Origin of the sequence: Pseudoalteromonas sp. NZS11 (genome assembly GCF_015864765.1) — a bacterium.
In the GTDB taxonomy this organism is placed as follows: domain Bacteria; phylum Pseudomonadota; class Gammaproteobacteria; order Enterobacterales; family Alteromonadaceae; genus Pseudoalteromonas; species Pseudoalteromonas arctica.
Window position 1 is genome coordinate 17763 of sequence record NZ_JADYWP010000010.1, and the last position, 19557, is coordinate 37319.

The window sequence follows — 19557 nt, forward strand, 5'->3', positions numbered from 1 at the left end:
TCGCAACCCACTATTTAAGTTCACTTAATGCTGTTTTAGCACTATCCGCAGACACTACAAACCCAACTACCTAAACTATTCAAGGTGAGCATCATCAGGCTTTTTAGGCTTACTCGCTACTTCTGTTAAGCCGTCTTCGCAATCGCCGCTGTCGCAGGTATTTAAATCGCTTTGTGCTTGTTTATCTTGTTGCAGAACTTGTTTTAAATCTTCCATACGTTGGCGAACTGCTACGCCGTAGCTGGCGTCGTCTCCCCATAATGCAGCAAGTTGCAGTACTGCAGCGCGGTCGTGGTCTCTAAATAGTTTACCAGCACGTTCTGCATCTTGCTTAGTGTTACCTAATAGCTCGAGTGCTTCTACGGCAAGGTTAATAGCTGAGTCGACTGTTTCGCGGTTAAACGCATCTACTTTTAAATTAAGTAACTGATACGCATGGCGGCGGTCGATTGCGCGAGCAACTATTTTGAGCTGCGGGTAGTTTTTATGCGCGAGCTTAATTATCTCAATGGTTTTATCGGGGTTGTCGATTGCGATTACTAGCATTTGCGCGGTGTGCGCGCCTGCGGCTTCAAGGAGTTCTTGGCGTGCGGCATCGCCATAAAATACGGTATTGCCAAAACGGCGTAGTAATTCTATTTGGCTAGGGCTGTGATCAAGTACGGTAATTTCGTAGCCTTGCGCGTGCAGTAAACGCCCCATAATTTGGCCAAAACGTCCGTAGCCCGCAATAATTACGTGCTTAGCGGTGCTAATTTGCTCTGGCTTATCAAACTCAGGCAGAGCACTGCTGCTGCGTTTTTGTATTTGCTCATAAACCATAAGTAATAACGGCGCTATTAGCATTGATACCGCCACAACCAAAGTAACAAGGCTGGTTTGTTCGGCCGTTAAAATACTTAAGGTGGTGGTTACGCTTAAAAGTACAAAGGCAAACTCACCCCCTTGGGCAAGTGCTAGGGCAAATAATAACTGCTGTTTGCTGTTAATTTTAAAGGTAACGGCAAGGGCAAATAAAATGCAGGCTTTAACTACAATAAGTAAAACCACTAAGCCTATAACGGTACTAAACTCGTTAAATAGCAGTTCAAAGTTAATTGATGCGCCAACAGTTATAAAAAACAATCCTAAAAGTAAGCCTTTAAAGGGTTCTATATCGGCTTCTAATTCGTGTCTAAATTCACTCTCGGCAAGTACTACGCCTGCTAAAAAAGTCCCCAAAGCTGGCGATAAACCAATACTTTGCATAACTAGCGCAATAGCGACCACTAAAAACAGTGCAAAAATAGTAAATATTTCGCGCATGTGTGTTTGGGCAATGTATCTAAATAACGGGGCCGATACATATTTACCGCCGGCAATAATAGCGGCAATAACCGCCACCGATACACATACTTGTTGCCATACAGGCCAGCTTGCAATAATCGAATCGCTGATTTCTTTTGTGCTAGTTTGCGGGGCAAATGCAAGCAGTGGCAATAGGGCTAAAATAGGAATAATGGCGATGTCTTGAAACAGCAATACCGAAAATGCGTTTTGTCCGGCTTCTTGCTTTAGCCAGCCTTTTTCTTCAAGGCTTTGCAACACAATAGCGGTAGAGGAGAGCGCGAGCATTAAACCAATGGCGAGTGCGGTTTGCCAATGCATAGCAAAAAACCAATAACAAAACGCAAAAATAGCCGCTGCCGATAGCACGACCTGTAAGCCGCCAAGCCCTAAAATAGAGTGGCGTAATGTCCATAAACGCGAAGGTTGTAGTTCAAGGCCCACTAAAAACAGCATCATTACTACGCCAAATTCAGCGAAGTGCATTACATCGGTTTGATCGCCCACAACACCCAGCGCATAAGGGCCAATGAGTATGCCGGCAATTAAATAACCTAACACTGAGCCCAGTCCGACTCGTTTTGCAATAGGGACAGCTACAATGGCTGCTGCTAAGTAAATTAAAGCAATTTCTAACACGCGTTTATCCTAATAACATCAAGGCTTTTAGAATGGCTTAGCTGCTTATAAAATACAATGGATTATATGGCTCAAAGTTGCTTATTTATCAGTAGCTATAACACTAATGGTTATAACTACTGGGCTTAAAATAGCACTTTATGTTGAAGGACTTATTTGGGGGACTAAATATTACAAATACTTATAATTGCTGAGCTTGATTGGCCTGAATCAGAATAGTAAATAGTAATGTTTGAGCTGATTGTATTTTCAACGCTTGTTTCAATTACTGTTACTTCAAACTCTGCTGATGCAGGTAGGTCGATATCCAATTCGCTATCGAGGTAAGTACTTCCGCTTTTTTGCAAAGTAAGTGGTTTGGTTTGAGCAAAGCTAAATTGAAAGCTATCTGACGCTAAAAGTGTATCTACCATGTTAAAGCGTAAGTTAACGGTGTCGGGGCCTGAAAACTCAGCACACACAAATACCGAAACCTCAACAGCTTGTAAAACGGGCATGCTATTTTGGCCTATATCCACAGTAAAGTTGCTTTGCGTAATTGCTACAGAGTTATATACCCCTGTTGCGAGTCTTTCGTCTGCGGTGGTTATCGTTATTTTTTCACCTTGTGCTAAATTAACCTCTTCATCAAAAAAGCCGTTTGTGTTGGTAGTGTACTGCAGTCCATTAATTGTTAGCTGTGCATTACTTATAGCCGCTTTTTGCACATTAGTGAGTAGCCCTTTAATGCGACCGGTAAGTTGTGCAGAGTTGGTTACTGTAATTGAAAATTGCACACTTTTTGAAAATCCATCAGCATCAGTTGCGACAACGGTTAACGTGTAACTACCTGTCATATCGGCGATAAATTCGGTAATACTTTGATTTGTATTGCTTAAACTGGTGCTCGAGCCTGAAGGCGCTAATAGTGTCCAAGCGTAATCGAGAGTGGTTCCCTCAGGGTCGTAACTTTGGCTTACATCAAATTTAACTGCATTGCCCACTACATCGTAGCGTGATTGCTCCCCTGTGAAGCTAATTACTGGCAGTGCATTTTGTATTACATCAATTGTTAGGGTTTTTGTGTCGGAGTACTGCACGCCATCGTTAGTGCGTAACGAAATAACCACTTGCCCCTCGACTGATGCGCTAAACGTTGGTTTTGATATTGTATTACTGCTAAGTGTTGCTTGGCCTTGCGACGAAATGATTTCCCATTGGTAGCTTAGTGGCTGGCCCTCTGGATCGTAACTAGTTGAGGCATCAAGTAAAGCTTGTTCATCAACCGTTATAGAGGTTTCATAAGTTACCAAAGTGATAGGCTTTTTATTGCTACTGGCATGCAGTGCTGAGGTTGCTTGGTTTGAGCTTAATTGCCCATCAGATACAGTAAGTACTACAACGTAGTCGCCTTCTTTATCGGCAACAATAGAGGGTATTGCTGATGTGCTGTTAGTCAGTTGTGATGCACTATTTACAGGCTTAGCTTTTAACTGCCAGTTATAGCTCAGCGTATCTCCGTCTGGGTCGCTACATTGTTGGCACTGCAAAGTGGTAGATTCGTTTAACGTAATATCACGTTCGGATTCAAGTGTTGCAACGGGGGCTTTATTACTTGTGGTAACAGTTAAAGTAACTGATGCGGTATCACTTTCGTTTTGTTGATCGGTAACAGTGAGTGAAAGCGTGTAATCTCCAGCTGTTGACGCTGAAAACCCAGCGGTATGATTTTGCATGTTTGAAAGAGCCGGCGTGCTGCCCTCGGGTTTTGATGTAATTGCCCAGACATAACTAAGTGTATCGTTTTTATCGGGATCAGTACTTTGGTTACCATAAAGCGTAACAACTTCATTTGGGGCAATTGTTTTATTTTCTACGTTAATAACCGCTTGTGGCGATGAGTTAGAATTAAGCGATTCACTTTTTATGAGTACGACAGTGCTTGCTGTATCACCTTGTGAATCAGTAACGGTAAGCTCAACTTTAAAATCGCCTATTTCGTCGGCAACAAACTGGCTTTTAACTTGAGTCGCATTTTCAAGCGTTGCATTACTTGCTACGGGCTTGGTAATAAATTGCCATTTGTATTGATTAATGGCGCCGCTGGTTGTGCTACTTTGCGCGGCGTTTAAAAGCACAACATCACCTTGCTTAACGGTTTGTGTGCTACCTGCGTTAGCAATTAATTGGGTATTTTCAGTAACGGTGAGTTGTTTTTGTGCCGGTGTGCTGGAAAGCTTACCGTCACTCACGGTTAATACTAATTGGTACTCTTGTGCTTCAGATACTGAAAACTCAACGGTACTTTCGTTATTAACCGTAATCGGTATTTCTACTTGTTCGTTTTTGCTGGTTAATTGCCATTGATAGGTGAGTGCATCGCCATCGGGGTCGCTACTTTGTGCAGCGCTAAAAACGTGGGTGGTATTTACTTTAAACCCCGATTGTTCGGTGGTAATAACCGCAATAGGTTTTGTGTTAGTGCTGACCGGTTTAGCTACTGTTTTAGAGTCTGATCCTCCAGAGCCACATGCTACGAGGGTGAATAAAGCAGTAATTAAAATTAATAACTTCCATTTCATAATATCAATATCCTTTTAAAAAGTTGAATATTAATATGTACCCAAATTAGCTATTAAGCAAAAAAATAAATCAAATAAGTACTTTTGTATTATTTGGGGGAATAGTTAACGCGAAACAGTGCTACTTTTGAATCATTTATTCATTGAGAGGAGTGTTTTATGCCCTGATTGATAGGGCATAAAGTATATTAAAGGGCAGTTGAATAACGGTTAAATAGAGTTAGTCAGCTACTTTTACTGAACCAGTAATATTATCGATACTTACATCGCCCGAGCCCGACTCAGTAATAGTCAGCCCCTTTGCATGATTAACGCGAATATCACCCGAACCGTCTTCAATTGTTACGCTTGAACCAATATGCTCAATAAGCAGGTCGCCAGAGTTATCATCAACATTAACTGCACCGCTAATATGGCTTATTACTATATCACCCGATCCATCTTCAACGTTTAGCGAACCGGTTATGTTGCTCACGTGCATTTCGCCAGAACCATCGTCAATAGTTGCATTGCCACTTACGTTGTTTATATGAATACTGCCAGAGCCGTCGGTTAATTCTAAATTACCTGCGATGTTTTCAAAGTTTACTTCACCTGAGCCATCGTCAACAGTTAGGTTTTTAGCACCGCTTATAGTTAAGTCCCCCGAGCCGTCTTTTACATTAATATTGCTTTGCATAGCATTTATAAAAATGTCGCCAGAGCCATCATCAATATCTAAATTTAGATTACTTGGCACAGTAACCACTAAATTAATACTTGGAGATTGACCACTGTAAAAGCTAATACCATTACGGCTTTTATTTTGGGCAACAAGCTTTGCCTGTTTACCGTCTTGCTCGAGCGTTAGCTCGTATTCGTCTTCAATGTCGGCTGTGTAAATAGTGGCATCAACACTAATGCTGGTGGCCGTTTTTGAGCCTTTTATTTCAAGGCTACCTGCGCCGCTTAATACATTTAAGTATTCTAAGTTATTGCTTGGCAGTGATAGCTGTTGAGTTTGCTTTACTGAGGCAACGCTTGGCGATATATGAAATACACAGCCACTTAATAATAAAATGCCGCCAATAAGTGAAAGTGGTTTTGTAATGTTAGATACAGTTGATGAGCTCATGTTTAGTCCTTTGGTATTTATTGTTTGTATTTATATAAACAATATAGAGCAAAAATGAGGCCGAAATGTAAGCTGTTGTTTTATATAGAGTGGTGGTTTTTTATGAAAGTTGAAATACTAATAAGTGGTTAAAATAACTAATTATTAATATAAAAGGATGCGTGATGCATCCTTTTATAATTGCTCTGCTTTTATTAGGGAACTAATTAAAAGCTGTAAGTAATATTACCGTATAAAAAGCGTCCGTCTAATCCGTAAGGTGCATACGGTGTGTACGGGAATATTTGGCCAAAGTCAGAGTAACCAATGTTATCCACGGTTGCTTGTGGGTACTGATCGAATAAGTTGTTTGCGCCTATGGCAAATTTCCAATATTCGTCTGGACGGTATGCCACTTCTAGGTCGGTGATCCACTTAGGGTCTAAGTATTCATCGCGATCGGCTGTTGTTGATATATCAGCGACTTCACCATAACGTGTGGCACGAAGGGTAGTTTGCCATTCGTTAAAGTTCCACACTGCAGATAGGTTCCATTTGCTATCTGGCGTGCCTTCTTCAAAGCGACCTACTTCACGACGCGCAAACACTACGTAGTCGTCACCTAGTGAGTTAAGCTGTGCTGGGTTGTCGTTTACGTGTGTTACTTCGGTATCGTTAAAGTTAGCTGCTACGTTTAAGCGTAAATCACCTAAGTTGTCTAAATCTAGGTTATAAGTGGCAACGATATCTACACCTTGCGTGCGTGAGTCGATAGCGTTGGTAAAGTAACGTACGCTTTCGGTATTTAGCTCACCGGCATTTTGTAGTATTTCAACAACTGCATCGCCTTCTAAGTTTTCAGACAATACAATACGGTCATCAATATCAATACGGTATGCATCAACGGTTAAGCTAAAGCTCCCTTGAGTGTAAATAAAGCCAGCTGTAACGTTTACTGACTCTTCAGCATCTAATGGCTGGGCACCTAGCGCTTGCGCGGCTGCAGAATCAGTTGGGAATAAACCCACTTCAAATGGTTGGTTGTTTTCAAGTACGGTTGATATTTGGCGGTACGAGCTTTGCGCTAAAGATGGCGCACGGAAACCTGTGCTAATTGCACCACGCAGCGATAGGTTTTCAGTAATGCTGTAACGCGAAGCAAGCTTAGAAGTAAATGTGTCACCAAAGTCGCTGTAATCTTCATAACGACCCGCTAAAACGACGTTCCATTTTTCTGTTAAGTAGGTATCAAACTCAACAAATAAAGCGATGTTATGACGGCTTTCTTCAGTCGCACTTTCTGGTCCAAAACCAGCAAGTACTTGCGCGCCACCGGCTGCAATTGGGTTACCATCGCTATCAAGTGCGGTGATGTAAGATGCTTCTTCGCCTTCTTCTATTTTGTAGCTTTCGTGGCGGTATTCAGTACCTACGGTAAAAAATACGTCATCAGGTAAGCCTAAATCGAGTGTGGTATTGGCCGTTGCGTTTACTAAAAACTGATCGTAAACCAATGCACCGTTGTCAAATTCGGTTGGGCTGTCGGCACCTAGTGATGTGTTAATACTATTTACAACACCGAAACCAAAGTCGTTGCGGCCGTAGTTGGTACTTACATCCCATGTCCAGTCGTTAGTTTCGCCTTGTAAGCCCAGTGCAAATGAGTAGTCTTGTACGTCTGTTTCAATTTGCGGCAAAAAGCCATCTGGGTACACTTCTAAAACGTTACGGCTGTCTTTTGCTCGGCGGTAAAAACCACCTGAATTACCTTCACGCTTTGAGTAGCTACCAAATGAATAAAGGTTTAAGCCGTTATCTAAATCGTAACCCATGTTGTAAAACAACGCGTAATCTTCAAGGTCTGCTTTACCAAAACGGTGATTGTAACGATCGATAGTAAATTCACGTGGGTCTAGGCTGCCATCATCAAGGCGGCTGTATTGTTCGCGTGGGTCAAAGCCTGAGCGTTGAGTTGAGTCGTTATCACGGTATTCAATTGATACGTTTACAAAGCCGTTATCAGATAACGCAAAACCAGAGTTTGCGCTAACCGTGCGTGTTGCACCGTCGTTTACTTCTCTGTCGCCACCGGTATTAAACGCTAAGTCGCCGTTTGCGTCTGCATAGGTGCTTTCTAGCTGAGATACACCAGCCATTTGAGTGTCGTATTTACCGTACGTTACGCTAACGCTACCGCCTTCTGAGGCATCTTTAAGTACAATGTTAATTACGCCAGCAATTGCATCAGAACCGTACTGTGCGGCTGCACCGTCACGTAGTACTTCAACACGTTTAATTGCAGAGGTTGGAATCATGTTCAAATCAACAGCTGTAGAGCCTCGGCCAACAACACCTGCTAAGTTTAATAGCGCACCGGCATGGCGGCGCTTACCGTTTATAAGTACTAATGTGTGATCGGGTGCTAATCCACGTAAAACAGCTGGTTTTGCATGGTCAGTACCATCACCCATAGTGGCACTTGGGTAGTTAAAGCTAGGTACTTGGTTTGCTAGTATTTGGCTTATTTCTAGCTGACCCGTACTTTGCATATCACCGCTGGTAATAATATCTACGGGTACCGTACTTTCGGCAATACTGCGTAAGCTTCTGCGAGTACCGGTAACCGAAATTACTTCGATATTCTTTTCTGCTTGATTATCTTGCTCTGCGGCAACGGCCATAGAGTAAGGTGTGCTAAGTGCAGTGGTAACGGCCAAGCTAAGTGCTAGTTTATTTGCAGATAAACGCTTAAAAGTCATTAATTGTTCCCCAAGAGCTGCTAGTCGAAAAGGAGCGCATCATATAGAAGCGACTACCCTAGTGCAAAGATAAAAACTATCTAAGATATTCTAAGTTGTTAACATATAAGGTCACTGTTTACGCGCGATATAGGCGTTTGGATCGTTGTAGTTGCAATCTTGTGTCGAATGGTTGCGAATTCAAGGGAATTTTAGATAAAAGTTAGTAAGACGTAAAAAGGCCAAGCAAATGCTTGGCCTTTCAATTTTTTAAATTTAGTAATTAAAATTATTCAGGGGCAACTTCAAGCGTTGTAAATAATGCATAACGTCCTGCATCTACGCCTTCTTCATTTACGGTAACCTTGTTAGAGGTTTCGATTAGGTATAGGCCTGGCTCTTTCCACGTAATTGTAAACATACCTTCTTTATCGGTCGTTACTTTTACTTCGCCACGCTCGTTACGGTAGCGCGTGTCGCCTTTTAAAATACTTACTTCAATGCCTTCACCAGCAGATTTACCATCTTGTAGTAATTGAAAACGTGCTTGCTCACCTACAAATAAATCGTTTGGATGCGTTGGACCGCTAAGCTCTAAGCCTAAACCTAACTGTGCAGGCTTTGAGGTGCCATTTCGGCTTACAAATGTATCTACTGTTGAAACAACCTTCGTTGTAGTTACATCTTTTGCATTGCTAGGTAACTCGGCGTCTGTTTTCTTACCAAATACACGCTTGCGCTTACCTTCTTCGTTTTTATAGAAGGTCATGTACATTGGCTTTTGGGTCATTGCAATGTGGTAAGTGCCTTGCTCTGTTAAGCTTACCGCAGCTGAGCTTTTACGTTTTAAGTAATAAGCACGGATCGTTTCAGATACTGGCTCACCATTAGGCGCAAGTGCCATTAATAATGTGTCGTCGTACTCGGCGCCTTTTTCTTTAGGTTTAAAGGCTTTGTCTGGTGCAAAAATTTCGTTTGAAATACTTGCGTCAATCATTACGTAATGCGCTTTATCGCCTGATAAAGATGTGTGCGAAGGTAGTAACCAACGTCCGTGTGCACTTGCCGAAGTTGACACTAAAGCAGATAAGCTCAATGCGCCGATTAATGCAGTTTTTAATAAATTAATTTTCATTGTATTTCCTTAAATTCAAATAATTAAGTAGCAGCTACTTAGTGCTTACAGTGACGAAGCTTTTAGAAAACTCGTTTTTACCATCAATTGTCAGCTTGCCTGATTTAGTTAAATCAAGCTCAACACGGGCGTAATCTCTGCCGCCTTCTTCGCGTACAACTTCAATATTTAGTAAGTATTTACCTGGTTTTACTGGGTTACCGTCTAAATCATTACCTTGCCAATTTATAGTGTAAGTACCCGCGCGTTTTGTTGCGCCGCTAATGCCGTCAAAGTTGGCATCGCTTTTACCGGCTTTACGCCACCATTGGCGTAAGTCTTTAAACCATTCTGCTTTTTGTACCCAAAGTGCAAGCGTTGTAACGTGTTTGCGCTCTGGTGTTTCAAGCCAAACTGCAACGTATGGACGGTGATACGGTTGTACTTCTAAGTCGGGAAGCGTTAATTCAACCTCTAGCTGTGGTGTTTGCGCATGCGCCGTTGTTTGAAAAAACGCAGCTACGAGCAGTAATGCGGCGCTTATAAATAATTTAAATTTAACCATTAAGACACTCCTTTTATTTGTGGAACCCAACATAAATAAATAACCAGTGGAGTTGCGACTCCTAGTATGGTTATCCATATTCCTGCTAAGCGTTTTTTTCTGTTTTGAAACAAAATAATCATGCCGGTGATGGCAAATAAAATCATTAGTACGGCAGATATATCAATTACCCAACTCCATACTTCACCGCTGTGGCGGCCTTTATGTAAGTCGCCAATAAGGCTTAAAAAGCCACCTGTTTGGTAATCAAGGTTTAACTCGCCAGTTGTAAAATCAAGCTCTGCGTAGGCAAACCCTGCAGGCAGTGGGTAGTCGAGCATGACGAGCGCGTCTTCTTTTTCCCACTCAATGCTTTTTACTTTTGTAAGTGCATATTGCTCGGCTAAGTAAGCTTCTATTTCTGGGTAAAGCGTTGGCAACGTATTTAACTGCTCATTCGCTTTGGTAACTAGCTCAGCTGGAATTACCGCCGTTACTTGGCCGTTATTTTTATCGTTTTTAAGCCAATCAATATGGTTGAGCACAATGCCGCTAATGCAAAATAAAATAAGCAAAAAAAACAAAGCTGTAGAAATATAAATATGTAGAGCACGGCTTGTACTATACAAAGCCCGCTTATTAATAAACGACATAAAAACAGTAAATAAATTAAATTTACAACATGATAATGATTTGCATTAGCTATTACAAATTTACTTACTTATCTTTACATAAAAACTTTAAAACAGAGGTGGTATGCAGGTAAAAAATGAATATTTAATGCTTAGGGGGGCTGGAAGGTCTTAAAATAAGGTAAATCATTACCGATACTTCTATTACTGCAACGAGATAAATAACCCAAATAGGGGCGGCTGAATACAGTAAAAATATAAATCCAATTAACATGCCAATGGCGGCGTAGCATTTGGCTTTAACAGGCACTACTTTATGGGCTTGCCATTGCTGCAGAGTTACACCGTAACGAGGGTGGTTTAACAGCCATTGTTCAAGCGCGGGTGATGAGCGAGTAAAGCAGGTGAGCGCTAAAATAAAAAATATAGTGGTAGGCATGACCGGTAACACAATGCCAATAATACCCAAGGCTACAAGTATTAAGCCAAGCGCTTTAAACCATAAGTTTTTATAACAAATAAACACTGCTTTTATATTCACTTAGGCTCTTTTTAGGCGTGTTATGGTATCTCTAATTGTAGGCTAAATAGCTATTAATTCGAAGCTTAAAATCAATAAAAAAGGGCAAACTAAGTTTGCCCTTTTAAAAAATAAATGCGGTTAACAGTTTAGAAGTAGTAACCAATATTTATGTTGAAGCGACGTTCTGTATCGCCATCACCAATAATTGTTCCGCCAATAAATGGCTGGTTACGTGCTTGAATAAAGTCGAAGTAACTAAAGAAACCACCTGCAGCAACACTCATACCCGTTACGTTCATCCATGTATCTGCGCTGTCGTCAGACTTGTCATAAATAATGCCGTAATCGTTGTAAAATTGAATGTCGGTAACTGGGCCCCAATCAAGCGAGTAATTATAAGCAACGTTAAAGTTAGTCATAGTTGCTTCGCTAGATACGGTATCGTAATAAGCATACGCACCAACAACAAAACGGTCGCTGCTGTCGTCTAGATCGTAGTCGTATTCACCGTGTTGAAATTGGATATTCCAGTTGTTAATTGTGCTATCAACATGAAATGCCCATGCGCCGTAGTTACCTGCACGATCGTTACCGTCATGTAAGCCACCACTTAATAGTGATACACCCACATCGGTAGTTATATTTTTGCTGTGTTCAATTTGATATGTTGCACGCCCGGCAAACGTATTGTATTCGCCTATGCGAGAGCCAGGTGCATCGTATGTACCTTCCTCTGCTGAGCGACTACCAATAATGTCGTAAGAGTAACGATGGTTAATATCTGAAGAGCCACCGTCTATACCACCTAGCTCATCATTTTTGAAAAAGCCTAGGTCTAGTTTCCAGTTATCTTTAAGTTTACGTTTTACTACTACACCTAAATCAAAATCGTCTTCTAGACCTACGTAATAATTAGTACTGAAAAAGTAGCTGTGTGAGTTGTATGGGCCATTACCAAAAGGCACGGGGGCAATACCTGCTTGTCCTTCCCAGCCATCTGCAAACTCGTAACCTAAGTAAGCATACTTAACAACGGTCATGTAATCGTAAAAACGTATTTCGCCGTTAAGTGAAATATCGTTAATCTCACCAGATACATTTATACGGAAAATATCAAAATCAAAATCGCCACCGCGATCTTGGGTATCTTCATCGTATGTGTTGGTGCTGTAATTAAAGCGTATTGCTCCACCAACTTTAATGCCTTCATCTTTTTTCTCAGGTTCAGCTGCGGCAACTTCAACTACTTTTTGATCAGATTTTTTACTGATGTTTGCAACTTGTTGTTCGTGCTGCTTATTAATTTGCTGTTGTTTTGTTTTTTCATCAGCTAACTTATTTTCAAGCAATTGCATTTGTTGCTTTAGCTGTTTAAGTTGGCTTTGTAGTGTGTCTAGATCATCAGACGCATAAGAAGTGCTTGTAACACCACCTAGGACTAGTGCTAGTGTTAATTTTGAGAGTTTAGTCATAATAGCCGCTCTGCTTGTGATTAAAAAATAAAAAATTCAAGACGCCAAAAAACGCCTTACGTTTAGAGTAAGTACAAAACTATGTATTTTTTTTATTGTTTATTCTTTAGGAGCTTGAGTAAGTGCACCAACTTCTAGAAGGGGCGATGCATCTAATTTATCTGCATCCATCATCGCGGCTACACGCTGCATTGATGAGAGTAAAAGGCTCTGTTCCCACTCAGCAAGCGCAGAAAACTTTTCAATAAAGTGTTCTTGCAATGGCTGAGGTGCTTTATCAAGTAACTCTTTTCCTTTCTCGGTGAGGTATAAGCTCACTCTGCGTTTATCCATTTGACTGCGTACGCGTGTTACTAAGTTTCTGCTTTCTATTCTGTCGAGAATATTGGTGACCGTTGCTGGGCTTAAATTTACGTTTTGAGCAATACGGCTCGCCGTTATTCCATCGGTTTTTTTAACTTCTTGCATTATAAGCAATTGTGGGCCAGTTAAACCCGAAGTTTTATTTAGCTGCTTAGAATGTAAGTCAATCGCGCGGATCACTTTACGTAAAGAAACCAATAACTCGTCATATTTTTGCATTTGCTTATCTCATCGATGGGGCGGTAGCTTGCCGTAATCGCGAAATGTTACACATCAAATAAATTGAATTCAAACAATATATTGCACATTAGGCCGCTTTTGTTGGTTTTTAATAGTTAGAGCAGTAACTAATGTAAAATTATATTGTTTAAATTATAGTAAATTTTCTTAGCATCTTGTGTGCATTAAGTTGCGCACAGTACGTATGTTGTGAATAATTGGCAAGTCTTATTGTATAGACTTTAGTATTATTCATTTACAGCTGTTAGTACAAAGTAATTGTTTGTGAGTTTACTGTATATGTATTAATCGGCAATGAACAAATTCAGCAATCAATATTTAATATCAATAGCGTATACTTTAAGCATGCATTATTGTTTCTGCACAAATATTAAAAATCTTTAGTATCAGTATTATAGGGGAAGGTATGAAATTATCGCCATCAGTTAGCATTGAGCAAAGCGAAACCGGTCTTGAGTTTATTAAAATAGCTAGCTCAAAGTGCGACGCAAAAATATTTTTGCAAGGTGGGCAAATTACCGAGTTTATCCCTAAAAATAACAAGCCACTTATATGGGTATCACAAGACGAAACCTATCAAGAAGGGGCAAGTATTCGAGGTGGTATTCCTATTTGTTGGCCGTGGTTTGGTACACACGCTAATGATGGCTGGCCTGCCCATGGTTTTGCGCGCACAAGCGTGTGGCAAGCTGATGAAGTACACGAATCTGATGAGCAAATTACAGTTAGTTTAAAGCTACCGATGAAGCTTGTTAATACAACGTATTGGCCACATCAGTCAGCATTAAAAGTTGAGTTTGTATTAAGCGATAAATTACAGGTTAGCTTAACGACCACTAACTTAGGGAGTGCGCCATTTAGCTTTACCCAAGCGCTGCATACCTATTTTCCTACATCAGACATTACAAATACCCATGTAGATGGTTTGCAAGGCGCGCAATATATTGAGTTTAGTGAAGGGCCATTTGTACAAAATGATGTTGTAAGCTTTAATCGCGAAACCGATATGGTTTATACACAAGCAAGTACAGTGCAAACCATTAATACGCCAGAAGGTGTTATTAATGTGAGCCGCGAAAACTCAAGTTCGTGTGTACTGTGGAACCCATGGATAGAAAAATCAAAACGCTTATCTAACTTTGCTGACGATGAGTATAAAACAATGCTCTGCTTAGAGGCTGCTAATGTACTGACAGATAAAGTAACGCTTGAGCCAAAACAAAGCCACACCTTAATAACCACCATTAGTTGGTAAGCTAGTCATAATTAAAAGCAGGAATAGGGACAAATAGTGTTTAACAATCAACAAATAATGGATTTACCAAAGCATAGTGATATTAGCTTTAAGCCATTGGCTGATAAAGCCTTATTACATACACAGCTTAGCTCGCTTCTGTTTTATATACCGCTAATTGGAGCGCTTATTGCTGTTTGTTATTTTAATGAAGCCTTTGCTAATAATGCACAAACGTATTTGCTAATTGGTATGCCTATTCTGGTGGCCGTATCTATGGCGTACAACATGATAAGTGTGAGGTTACGAGGTTTTGCAGTGCGAAATCATGACATTGCTTTTAAAAAAGGCGTTATTTGGCAACAAGTGACGGTATTACCTTTAGCGCGTGTACAGCATATGGAAATACACCAAGGGCCAATAGAGCGAAAACTTAGCCTTGCGAGTATTAAATTATTTAGCGCTGGCGGTGTAAGTGCCGATTTACAAATTAGTGGGCTAACCCATGATGATTGTAAAAATATGCGCCAATTTGTACAAAACTACCGCCAAGACGACGCAACTACTCAGGCAGCTTTAGCCGATGAGTAATACAACTATCGAAGATAAAGCGAGCCCTATTTACTGGCAGAAAGTATCGCCCTGGGCACTTTTATACTTTGTTGTGCACTTTAGTGTGCGCTTTGTAAAAGATGGTCTTTTAAACTTACTGCCTATGCTTGTAGTGTTTGTTACTCAAGTAGAAAATAAGTTGTTTTGGGCGCAGGTTGCAGGTGGGATTGCGCTAATTTCGTTGCTTATTTACTCATTTTTATATTATTTAAATTTTAAGTTTTGTATTAGTAGCGACAACGAAATATTGCTTAACAAAGGTGTATTTAAAAAAGAGCGACTTACGCTTAAATTTGGCCGTGTGCAAAACGTTAATATTGCCGAGCCATTTTATTTTACCCCCGTAAACTTAGTTAATTGTATTTTTGATGCAGCTGGCAGTGTGTCGCAAGAAGTTGTTTTACCTGGCGTCACTAAAGATTACGCACAGCAAATGCGTAAACAAATATTTGATTTTAAAGCGCAGCAACAGCAAGAAATACAAAATACTGAACAAAGCGAAACAGACACTATCGAAAACAGCCTAAGCATTAGCAATAAAGAAATAGCCAAATTTGGTTTGATGTCGAATATGGCTATTTTAGCAATCGCTGCTTTGGCCCCTTTTATAAACCTGATTGTTGATTTTTTAGAGAAGCAAATTATTGCGAAAGTAGAAGGCTTTTACCAACAAGAGCTTGGTATGCTGGCAAGTGCTGCTACCTTTGCGATGATCACCTTAATTGTTTTGTTAGTTTTGGTGGCTGTAATGCTATCGGTGACTATGTCGCTTATTCGTTTTTATAACTTTGAGCTTTATTTTAAAGGTCAAAAATTTAAACGTATTGCTGGCTTGTTAGAGCGCCATCAGCTTTCTATGAGCATGGATAAAGTGCAATCTATTGTTATTAAGCAAAACCTAATGGGGCGATTACTAAAGCGATTTACCGTTGAGTGCTTGCAAGCAAGTAGCGGCGGAATAGCAGCCGGTGTTGCGGCTAAAAAAAATAAACAAACGTTAGTATTACCTGTATTAAATAGCGAACAAGTTGATAGTGTATGCCAGTGGATTTACCCGTGGTTTAATAGTAAAAAACTCGCTTTTAAGCGCGCAGAGCGAGCGCTTTTGTATAAAAATTTAGGCTTTTATTCACTGTTACCCAGTGCATTGGTGTTTTGCTTTTGTTTTATTGCTGATATTAATACTTTGATAAGCCTTGGTGTTTTGGTGGTGTTTTCTGGCTTGGTAACTTTGTCGTATCAGCGTTATGGTTATTACATGCATGAGGATAATGGTCGATTTTACATGGTTGTACGCAAAGGTATGATTGGCGTTCATTACCGTGTTTTTGAGCTTTATAAAGCGCAAAGTGCACGCAGTATAAGTACGTACTTAATGAGAAAATCAGGCTTAAAAAGCCTGTATATACAACTTGCTTCAGGGTTTGTATTTATGCCCTACATAAAGCAGCAAGATGCTGACTTTATTATTGATTTTACAATTAAGCAGATTGAGTCAGATACTCGCAGCTGGATGTAAACTCCCCTAATAAAACATGTGTAAATACACATTTGCACATGCTTTATTACACTTTCTTACTGCCCATGAAAGACATTTAATAATACCCTAGATGGTATTAAGGAATTCTTTTAGGGACGCTCATGAAAAAAACACTTATCGCATCAGCTTTATTACTAGCAGCACCAAGCTTTGCAGCCGATTGGCAAACTATTCATACTGAACATTTCAACATTCACTACAGTGTTGAGCATGCTGATTTTGCTAAATCAACTGCAACAGAGCTTGAAATAGTACGCACCAAAGTGCTTGAGCAGCAAAACAGAGCACTTGATAAAACAGTTGATGTAGTGGTGTTTGATCCCCTAAATGCAGCAAACGGCTTTGCGCTACCTACCTCAAGTAACCCTGTAATGGCACTTTTTACAACCCCACCACAATCCGACACAGTTATATCAAACAACTCTGGCTGGCAGCAGTTGCTTGTGTTGCATGAATATATTCACTTAGTGCACTTAGCACAGCCTACACGCAATGACTGGCAGCAGAAAGTACGTGGTATATGGGATTTATACGACTTAACCTACAGTGATACGCCGCGCTGGGTAGCCGAAGGTTATGCCACATTGATTGAGTCTAAAATGACGGGTCGTGGGCGTTTGTTTGATAACTACTCAGAGTCAATACTGCGAGAATTTGCTCAACAGGGCGCACTGCCAACCTATGGGCAGTTAAATGGCGAGCAGGGCTTTATGGGCGGCTCAATGGCGTATTTAATGGGTAGTCGCTTTTTAAATTGGTTAGAGAAAAACTATTCAGAACAAACACTCGATAGTGTTTGGACGCGAATGCAAGGCGTAAAAACGCGGAATTTTGATGAGGCATTTAGCGGTGTGTTTGGGCAAAGTGCAGCCAAGCTATATCGCCGATTTATAGCTGAATATACCTATAAAGCAATGCAAATAGAGCAAGGGGAGCCGTTACTTAATAGTGAACTTTGGCTTGAGCTTAACTTATATGCAAGTAACCCAGCACTTTCAAAAGATGGTAGTAAAATTGCGATTGTTGAGCGAGATAAAGAAAGTAATACCAAGCTTATAATTTATAGCACGGATGACAACATTAAAGCGCAAGAAGAGTTTACTAAAGCGCAAAAAGAGCTACTCGAAAACGATGCACAAGATATTCCCGATACAGCGCCCAGTGTGTTTAAGCGCGAACAAAAACAAGTGCTTAATCAAATTAACCGAGCCGGTATTGCAAATCCTCAATGGGTAAATAGCACAACTTTATATTTCAATGCGTACAGCAATGAAGAGTCGGGTATTTATAACAAAGTGTCTGACATATTTAGCTATAACACTGACACTGGAAATATTACACAACTTACCGAACTTGCTGGTATACGACGATTTAGCGTAACCAGTAACGGCGAAACCTTGTATGGCGAGCAAATAAGAGATGGCTACTCTGAATTAGTAAAGGTTGATCTCAATACGCAAACCATCACACCATTATTTACAAAAAGCCTTGAGACAACTTACGATTACCCAATACTCAGTCCTGATGAAACTAAATTAGCTTACTTATCAACGTCATTAAATGAAAACTGGCAATTGTATATACAAGATGTAGGCGACAATCAACAGCAATTAGTACCTATGCCAAAAGGGTATCAATATATAAGTCAGCCAAGCTTTAGCCATAATGGCGAGTCACTTTACTTTGTTGCAGGCTTAAATAGCGCTACTGATATTTATAACTACAACATAGAGAGTAAAACACTCAGCAAGTTAACTCAGGGGCAGGAAGCCGTTGCCCACCCGATTGAAATGGCCGATGGCTCGTTACTCTATTTTTCGATAACTGCAGATGGGCCAAGCATCAAAACACTGCCAAAAGCTATAAAAAGCACTGTAGTTACTGAGTTTGCAGCTAACAAAAAAGCACCGCTGCTAATAGTAAACGAACATACACTTCCAAAAGCTAAAATATATAAGCACGAAACTACAGCGCAAACAAATTACAACGTGCTCGACCAGCACGCTACCTTTGCGCTTGGCTCTCAGTATTATTCGGCTTCTACCAGTTTGTTAGATTTAAGCATTAAAAGTAGCGACTTATTAAAGCAGCTCGACTTACAAGCGGGTTATAGCACTGATTTACACGATGGGGCATTGCACGGTGGTTATGTGCAGGCAAAATATAATGCGCTTGATGTAAAACTGAAACTTGCACTGTTTGACTACAATTTAGATACATCGCGCCAGTCTCAGCAAAGTCTAAGTGCAGACATGGATGCCCGTGGTGGTTTTGCCGCAATAAGTTACCCCGTTAAATTTGGGCAGTTAAGTTTAACGCCAGAGCTTGCCTACAATTACACTGATTATAAGCAAAGCCATAAAAGTTGGACGCGTTTAGGTATTGCTCAAAATTGGCAATATGATCGTCAATACTTTGCTATAGGCCAAAGTATTTATGCGAGTTGGTACGATGGCAGTAGCAAAAGTAATAATTGGCAAGGTTATGATTTAGCCGCCAAAATTTTTGGTAAAGCGTTTGGTATTCCTCTTTATGCAAACTTTGATCAAAAGCAACGTGACGACAGCAGCCTTGCATTAGGTGGCTTTAGCTCAAATCTTATTAATCAGCAGCAAAATAGTGAATATGTACTTTCATCTGAGCTGCCTTTTTACAGTGCAACTGCAAAGCGCTATCAAGGCTACGGTGGCGGCTTTAGCTTTAAAGAAGGCATGCCGTGGCTTTATTATAAGCAACATCAACTCGACGACACCGTATACGCACAAAGCTACGGCTTAAAATACCAAGGTGACTTTAGTTTTGGAATGGGGCCAGCAGGTGTAAACGATTTAACGTTTAATATGGGACTGTCGCAAGTAGAAGGCGACAGTTTTGAAGATGAAATGCGTGCTTGGCTGAGCTTTTATTACTCCCTTTAGCGTTTAAA

General features: G+C 40.5%; 14 protein-coding genes. 4 read left to right on the forward strand and 10 right to left on the reverse strand.

Features of this window, described 5'->3' with window-relative positions; translation table 11 throughout:
- Positions 1–75: 75 nt before the first annotated feature.
- The 10 genes from I6E82_RS16780 to I6E82_RS16825 form a co-directional block, all read right to left on the reverse strand.
- Positions 76–1965 carry a monovalent cation:proton antiporter-2 (CPA2) family protein gene (locus I6E82_RS16780; RefSeq protein WP_197118329.1) on the reverse strand — a complete coding sequence of 630 codons (1890 nt, stop codon included), beginning with the start codon at positions 1963–1965 and terminating at the stop codon, positions 76–78.
- Positions 1966–2129: 164 nt separating this feature from the next.
- Positions 2130–4526, reverse strand: a complete 2397-nt coding sequence (locus I6E82_RS16785; RefSeq protein WP_197118330.1) for a PKD domain-containing protein — start codon at positions 4524–4526, stop codon at positions 2130–2132.
- Positions 4527–4746: 220 nt separating this feature from the next.
- Positions 4747–5640 (reverse strand): hypothetical protein, encoded by an 894-nt coding sequence (locus I6E82_RS16790; protein ID WP_197118331.1) that lies wholly within the window; start codon positions 5638–5640, stop codon positions 4747–4749.
- A gap of 206 nt (positions 5641–5846) precedes the next feature.
- Positions 5847–8378: a TonB-dependent receptor plug domain-containing protein gene (locus I6E82_RS16795; RefSeq protein ID WP_197118332.1), complete on the reverse strand. Its 2532-nt coding sequence runs from the start codon at positions 8376–8378 to the stop codon at positions 5847–5849.
- A 268-nt stretch (positions 8379–8646) separates the two neighbouring features.
- A complete protein-coding gene (locus tag I6E82_RS16800) occupies positions 8647–9492 on the reverse strand; it encodes a DUF4198 domain-containing protein (protein ID WP_169045215.1) in 846 nt (281 codons plus the stop codon).
- A gap of 34 nt (positions 9493–9526) precedes the next feature.
- A complete protein-coding gene (locus I6E82_RS16805; RefSeq protein WP_197118333.1) occupies positions 9527–10036 on the reverse strand; it encodes a DUF2271 domain-containing protein in 510 nt (169 codons plus the stop codon).
- Positions 10036–10668, reverse strand: a complete 633-nt coding sequence (locus I6E82_RS16810; protein WP_197118334.1) for a PepSY-associated TM helix domain-containing protein — start codon at positions 10666–10668, stop codon at positions 10036–10038. Before I6E82_RS16810 ends, I6E82_RS16805 begins: the two co-directional genes overlap by 1 nt.
- A gap of 124 nt (positions 10669–10792) precedes the next feature.
- Positions 10793–11188, reverse strand: a complete 396-nt coding sequence (locus tag I6E82_RS16815) for a YbaN family protein (protein ID WP_007580453.1) — start codon at positions 11186–11188, stop codon at positions 10793–10795.
- 128 nt (positions 11189–11316) lie between these two features.
- On the reverse strand, positions 11317–12642 hold the full coding sequence (locus I6E82_RS16820; protein ID WP_007580455.1) for a hypothetical protein: 1326 nt from the start codon (positions 12640–12642) through the stop codon (positions 11317–11319).
- Positions 12643–12741: 99 nt separating this feature from the next.
- Positions 12742–13224 (reverse strand): MarR family winged helix-turn-helix transcriptional regulator, encoded by a 483-nt coding sequence (locus I6E82_RS16825; RefSeq protein ID WP_010554531.1) that lies wholly within the window; start codon positions 13222–13224, stop codon positions 12742–12744.
- Positions 13225–13651: 427 nt separating this feature from the next.
- On the opposite strand from I6E82_RS16825, the gene I6E82_RS16830 reads away from it, so the two are divergent.
- From I6E82_RS16830 to I6E82_RS16845, 4 genes are all read left to right on the forward strand, one after another.
- Entirely contained in the window at positions 13652–14500 is an 849-nt protein-coding gene (locus I6E82_RS16830; protein WP_197118335.1) for a D-hexose-6-phosphate mutarotase, read from the forward strand.
- A gap of 36 nt (positions 14501–14536) precedes the next feature.
- Positions 14537–15070, forward strand: coding sequence for a PH domain-containing protein (locus tag I6E82_RS16835; RefSeq protein WP_101217652.1), 534 nt, complete (start codon positions 14537–14539; stop codon positions 15068–15070).
- Positions 15063–16610 carry a PH domain-containing protein gene (locus I6E82_RS16840; RefSeq protein ID WP_197118336.1) on the forward strand — a complete coding sequence of 516 codons (1548 nt, stop codon included), beginning with the start codon at positions 15063–15065 and terminating at the stop codon, positions 16608–16610. The genes I6E82_RS16835 and I6E82_RS16840 overlap by 8 nt, the downstream gene beginning before the upstream one ends.
- A gap of 122 nt (positions 16611–16732) precedes the next feature.
- The gene (locus tag I6E82_RS16845) at positions 16733–19549 is read left to right on the forward strand and encodes a TolB family protein (RefSeq protein WP_197118337.1); all 2817 of its coding nucleotides are present in this window, start codon (positions 16733–16735) and stop codon (positions 19547–19549) included.
- The last annotated feature ends 8 nt before the right edge of the window (positions 19550–19557 follow it).

Coding starts and splice junctions, on each gene's coding strand:
- I6E82_RS16820 (WP_007580455.1), bottom strand. CDS start 12,642: ATGACTAAACTCTCAAAATTAACACTAGCACTAGTCCTAGGTGGTGTT.
- I6E82_RS16810 (WP_197118334.1), bottom strand. CDS start 10,668: ATGTCGTTTATTAATAAGCGGGCTTTGTATAGTACAAGCCGTGCTCTA.
- I6E82_RS16830 (WP_197118335.1), top strand. CDS start 13,652: ATGAAATTATCGCCATCAGTTAGCATTGAGCAAAGCGAAACCGGTCTT.
- I6E82_RS16800 (WP_169045215.1), bottom strand. CDS start 9,492: ATGAAAATTAATTTATTAAAAACTGCATTAATCGGCGCATTGAGCTTA.
- I6E82_RS16805 (WP_197118333.1), bottom strand. CDS start 10,036: ATGGTTAAATTTAAATTATTTATAAGCGCCGCATTACTGCTCGTAGCT.
- I6E82_RS16795 (WP_197118332.1), bottom strand. CDS start 8,378: ATGACTTTTAAGCGTTTATCTGCAAATAAACTAGCACTTAGCTTGGCC.
- I6E82_RS16825 (WP_010554531.1), bottom strand. CDS start 13,224: ATGCAAAAATATGACGAGTTATTGGTTTCTTTACGTAAAGTGATCCGC.
- I6E82_RS16840 (WP_197118336.1), top strand. CDS start 15,063: ATGAGTAATACAACTATCGAAGATAAAGCGAGCCCTATTTACTGGCAG.
- I6E82_RS16785 (WP_197118330.1), bottom strand. CDS start 4,526: ATGAAATGGAAGTTATTAATTTTAATTACTGCTTTATTCACCCTCGTA.
- I6E82_RS16845 (WP_197118337.1), top strand. CDS start 16,733: ATGAAAAAAACACTTATCGCATCAGCTTTATTACTAGCAGCACCAAGC.
- I6E82_RS16790 (WP_197118331.1), bottom strand. CDS start 5,640: ATGAGCTCATCAACTGTATCTAACATTACAAAACCACTTTCACTTATT.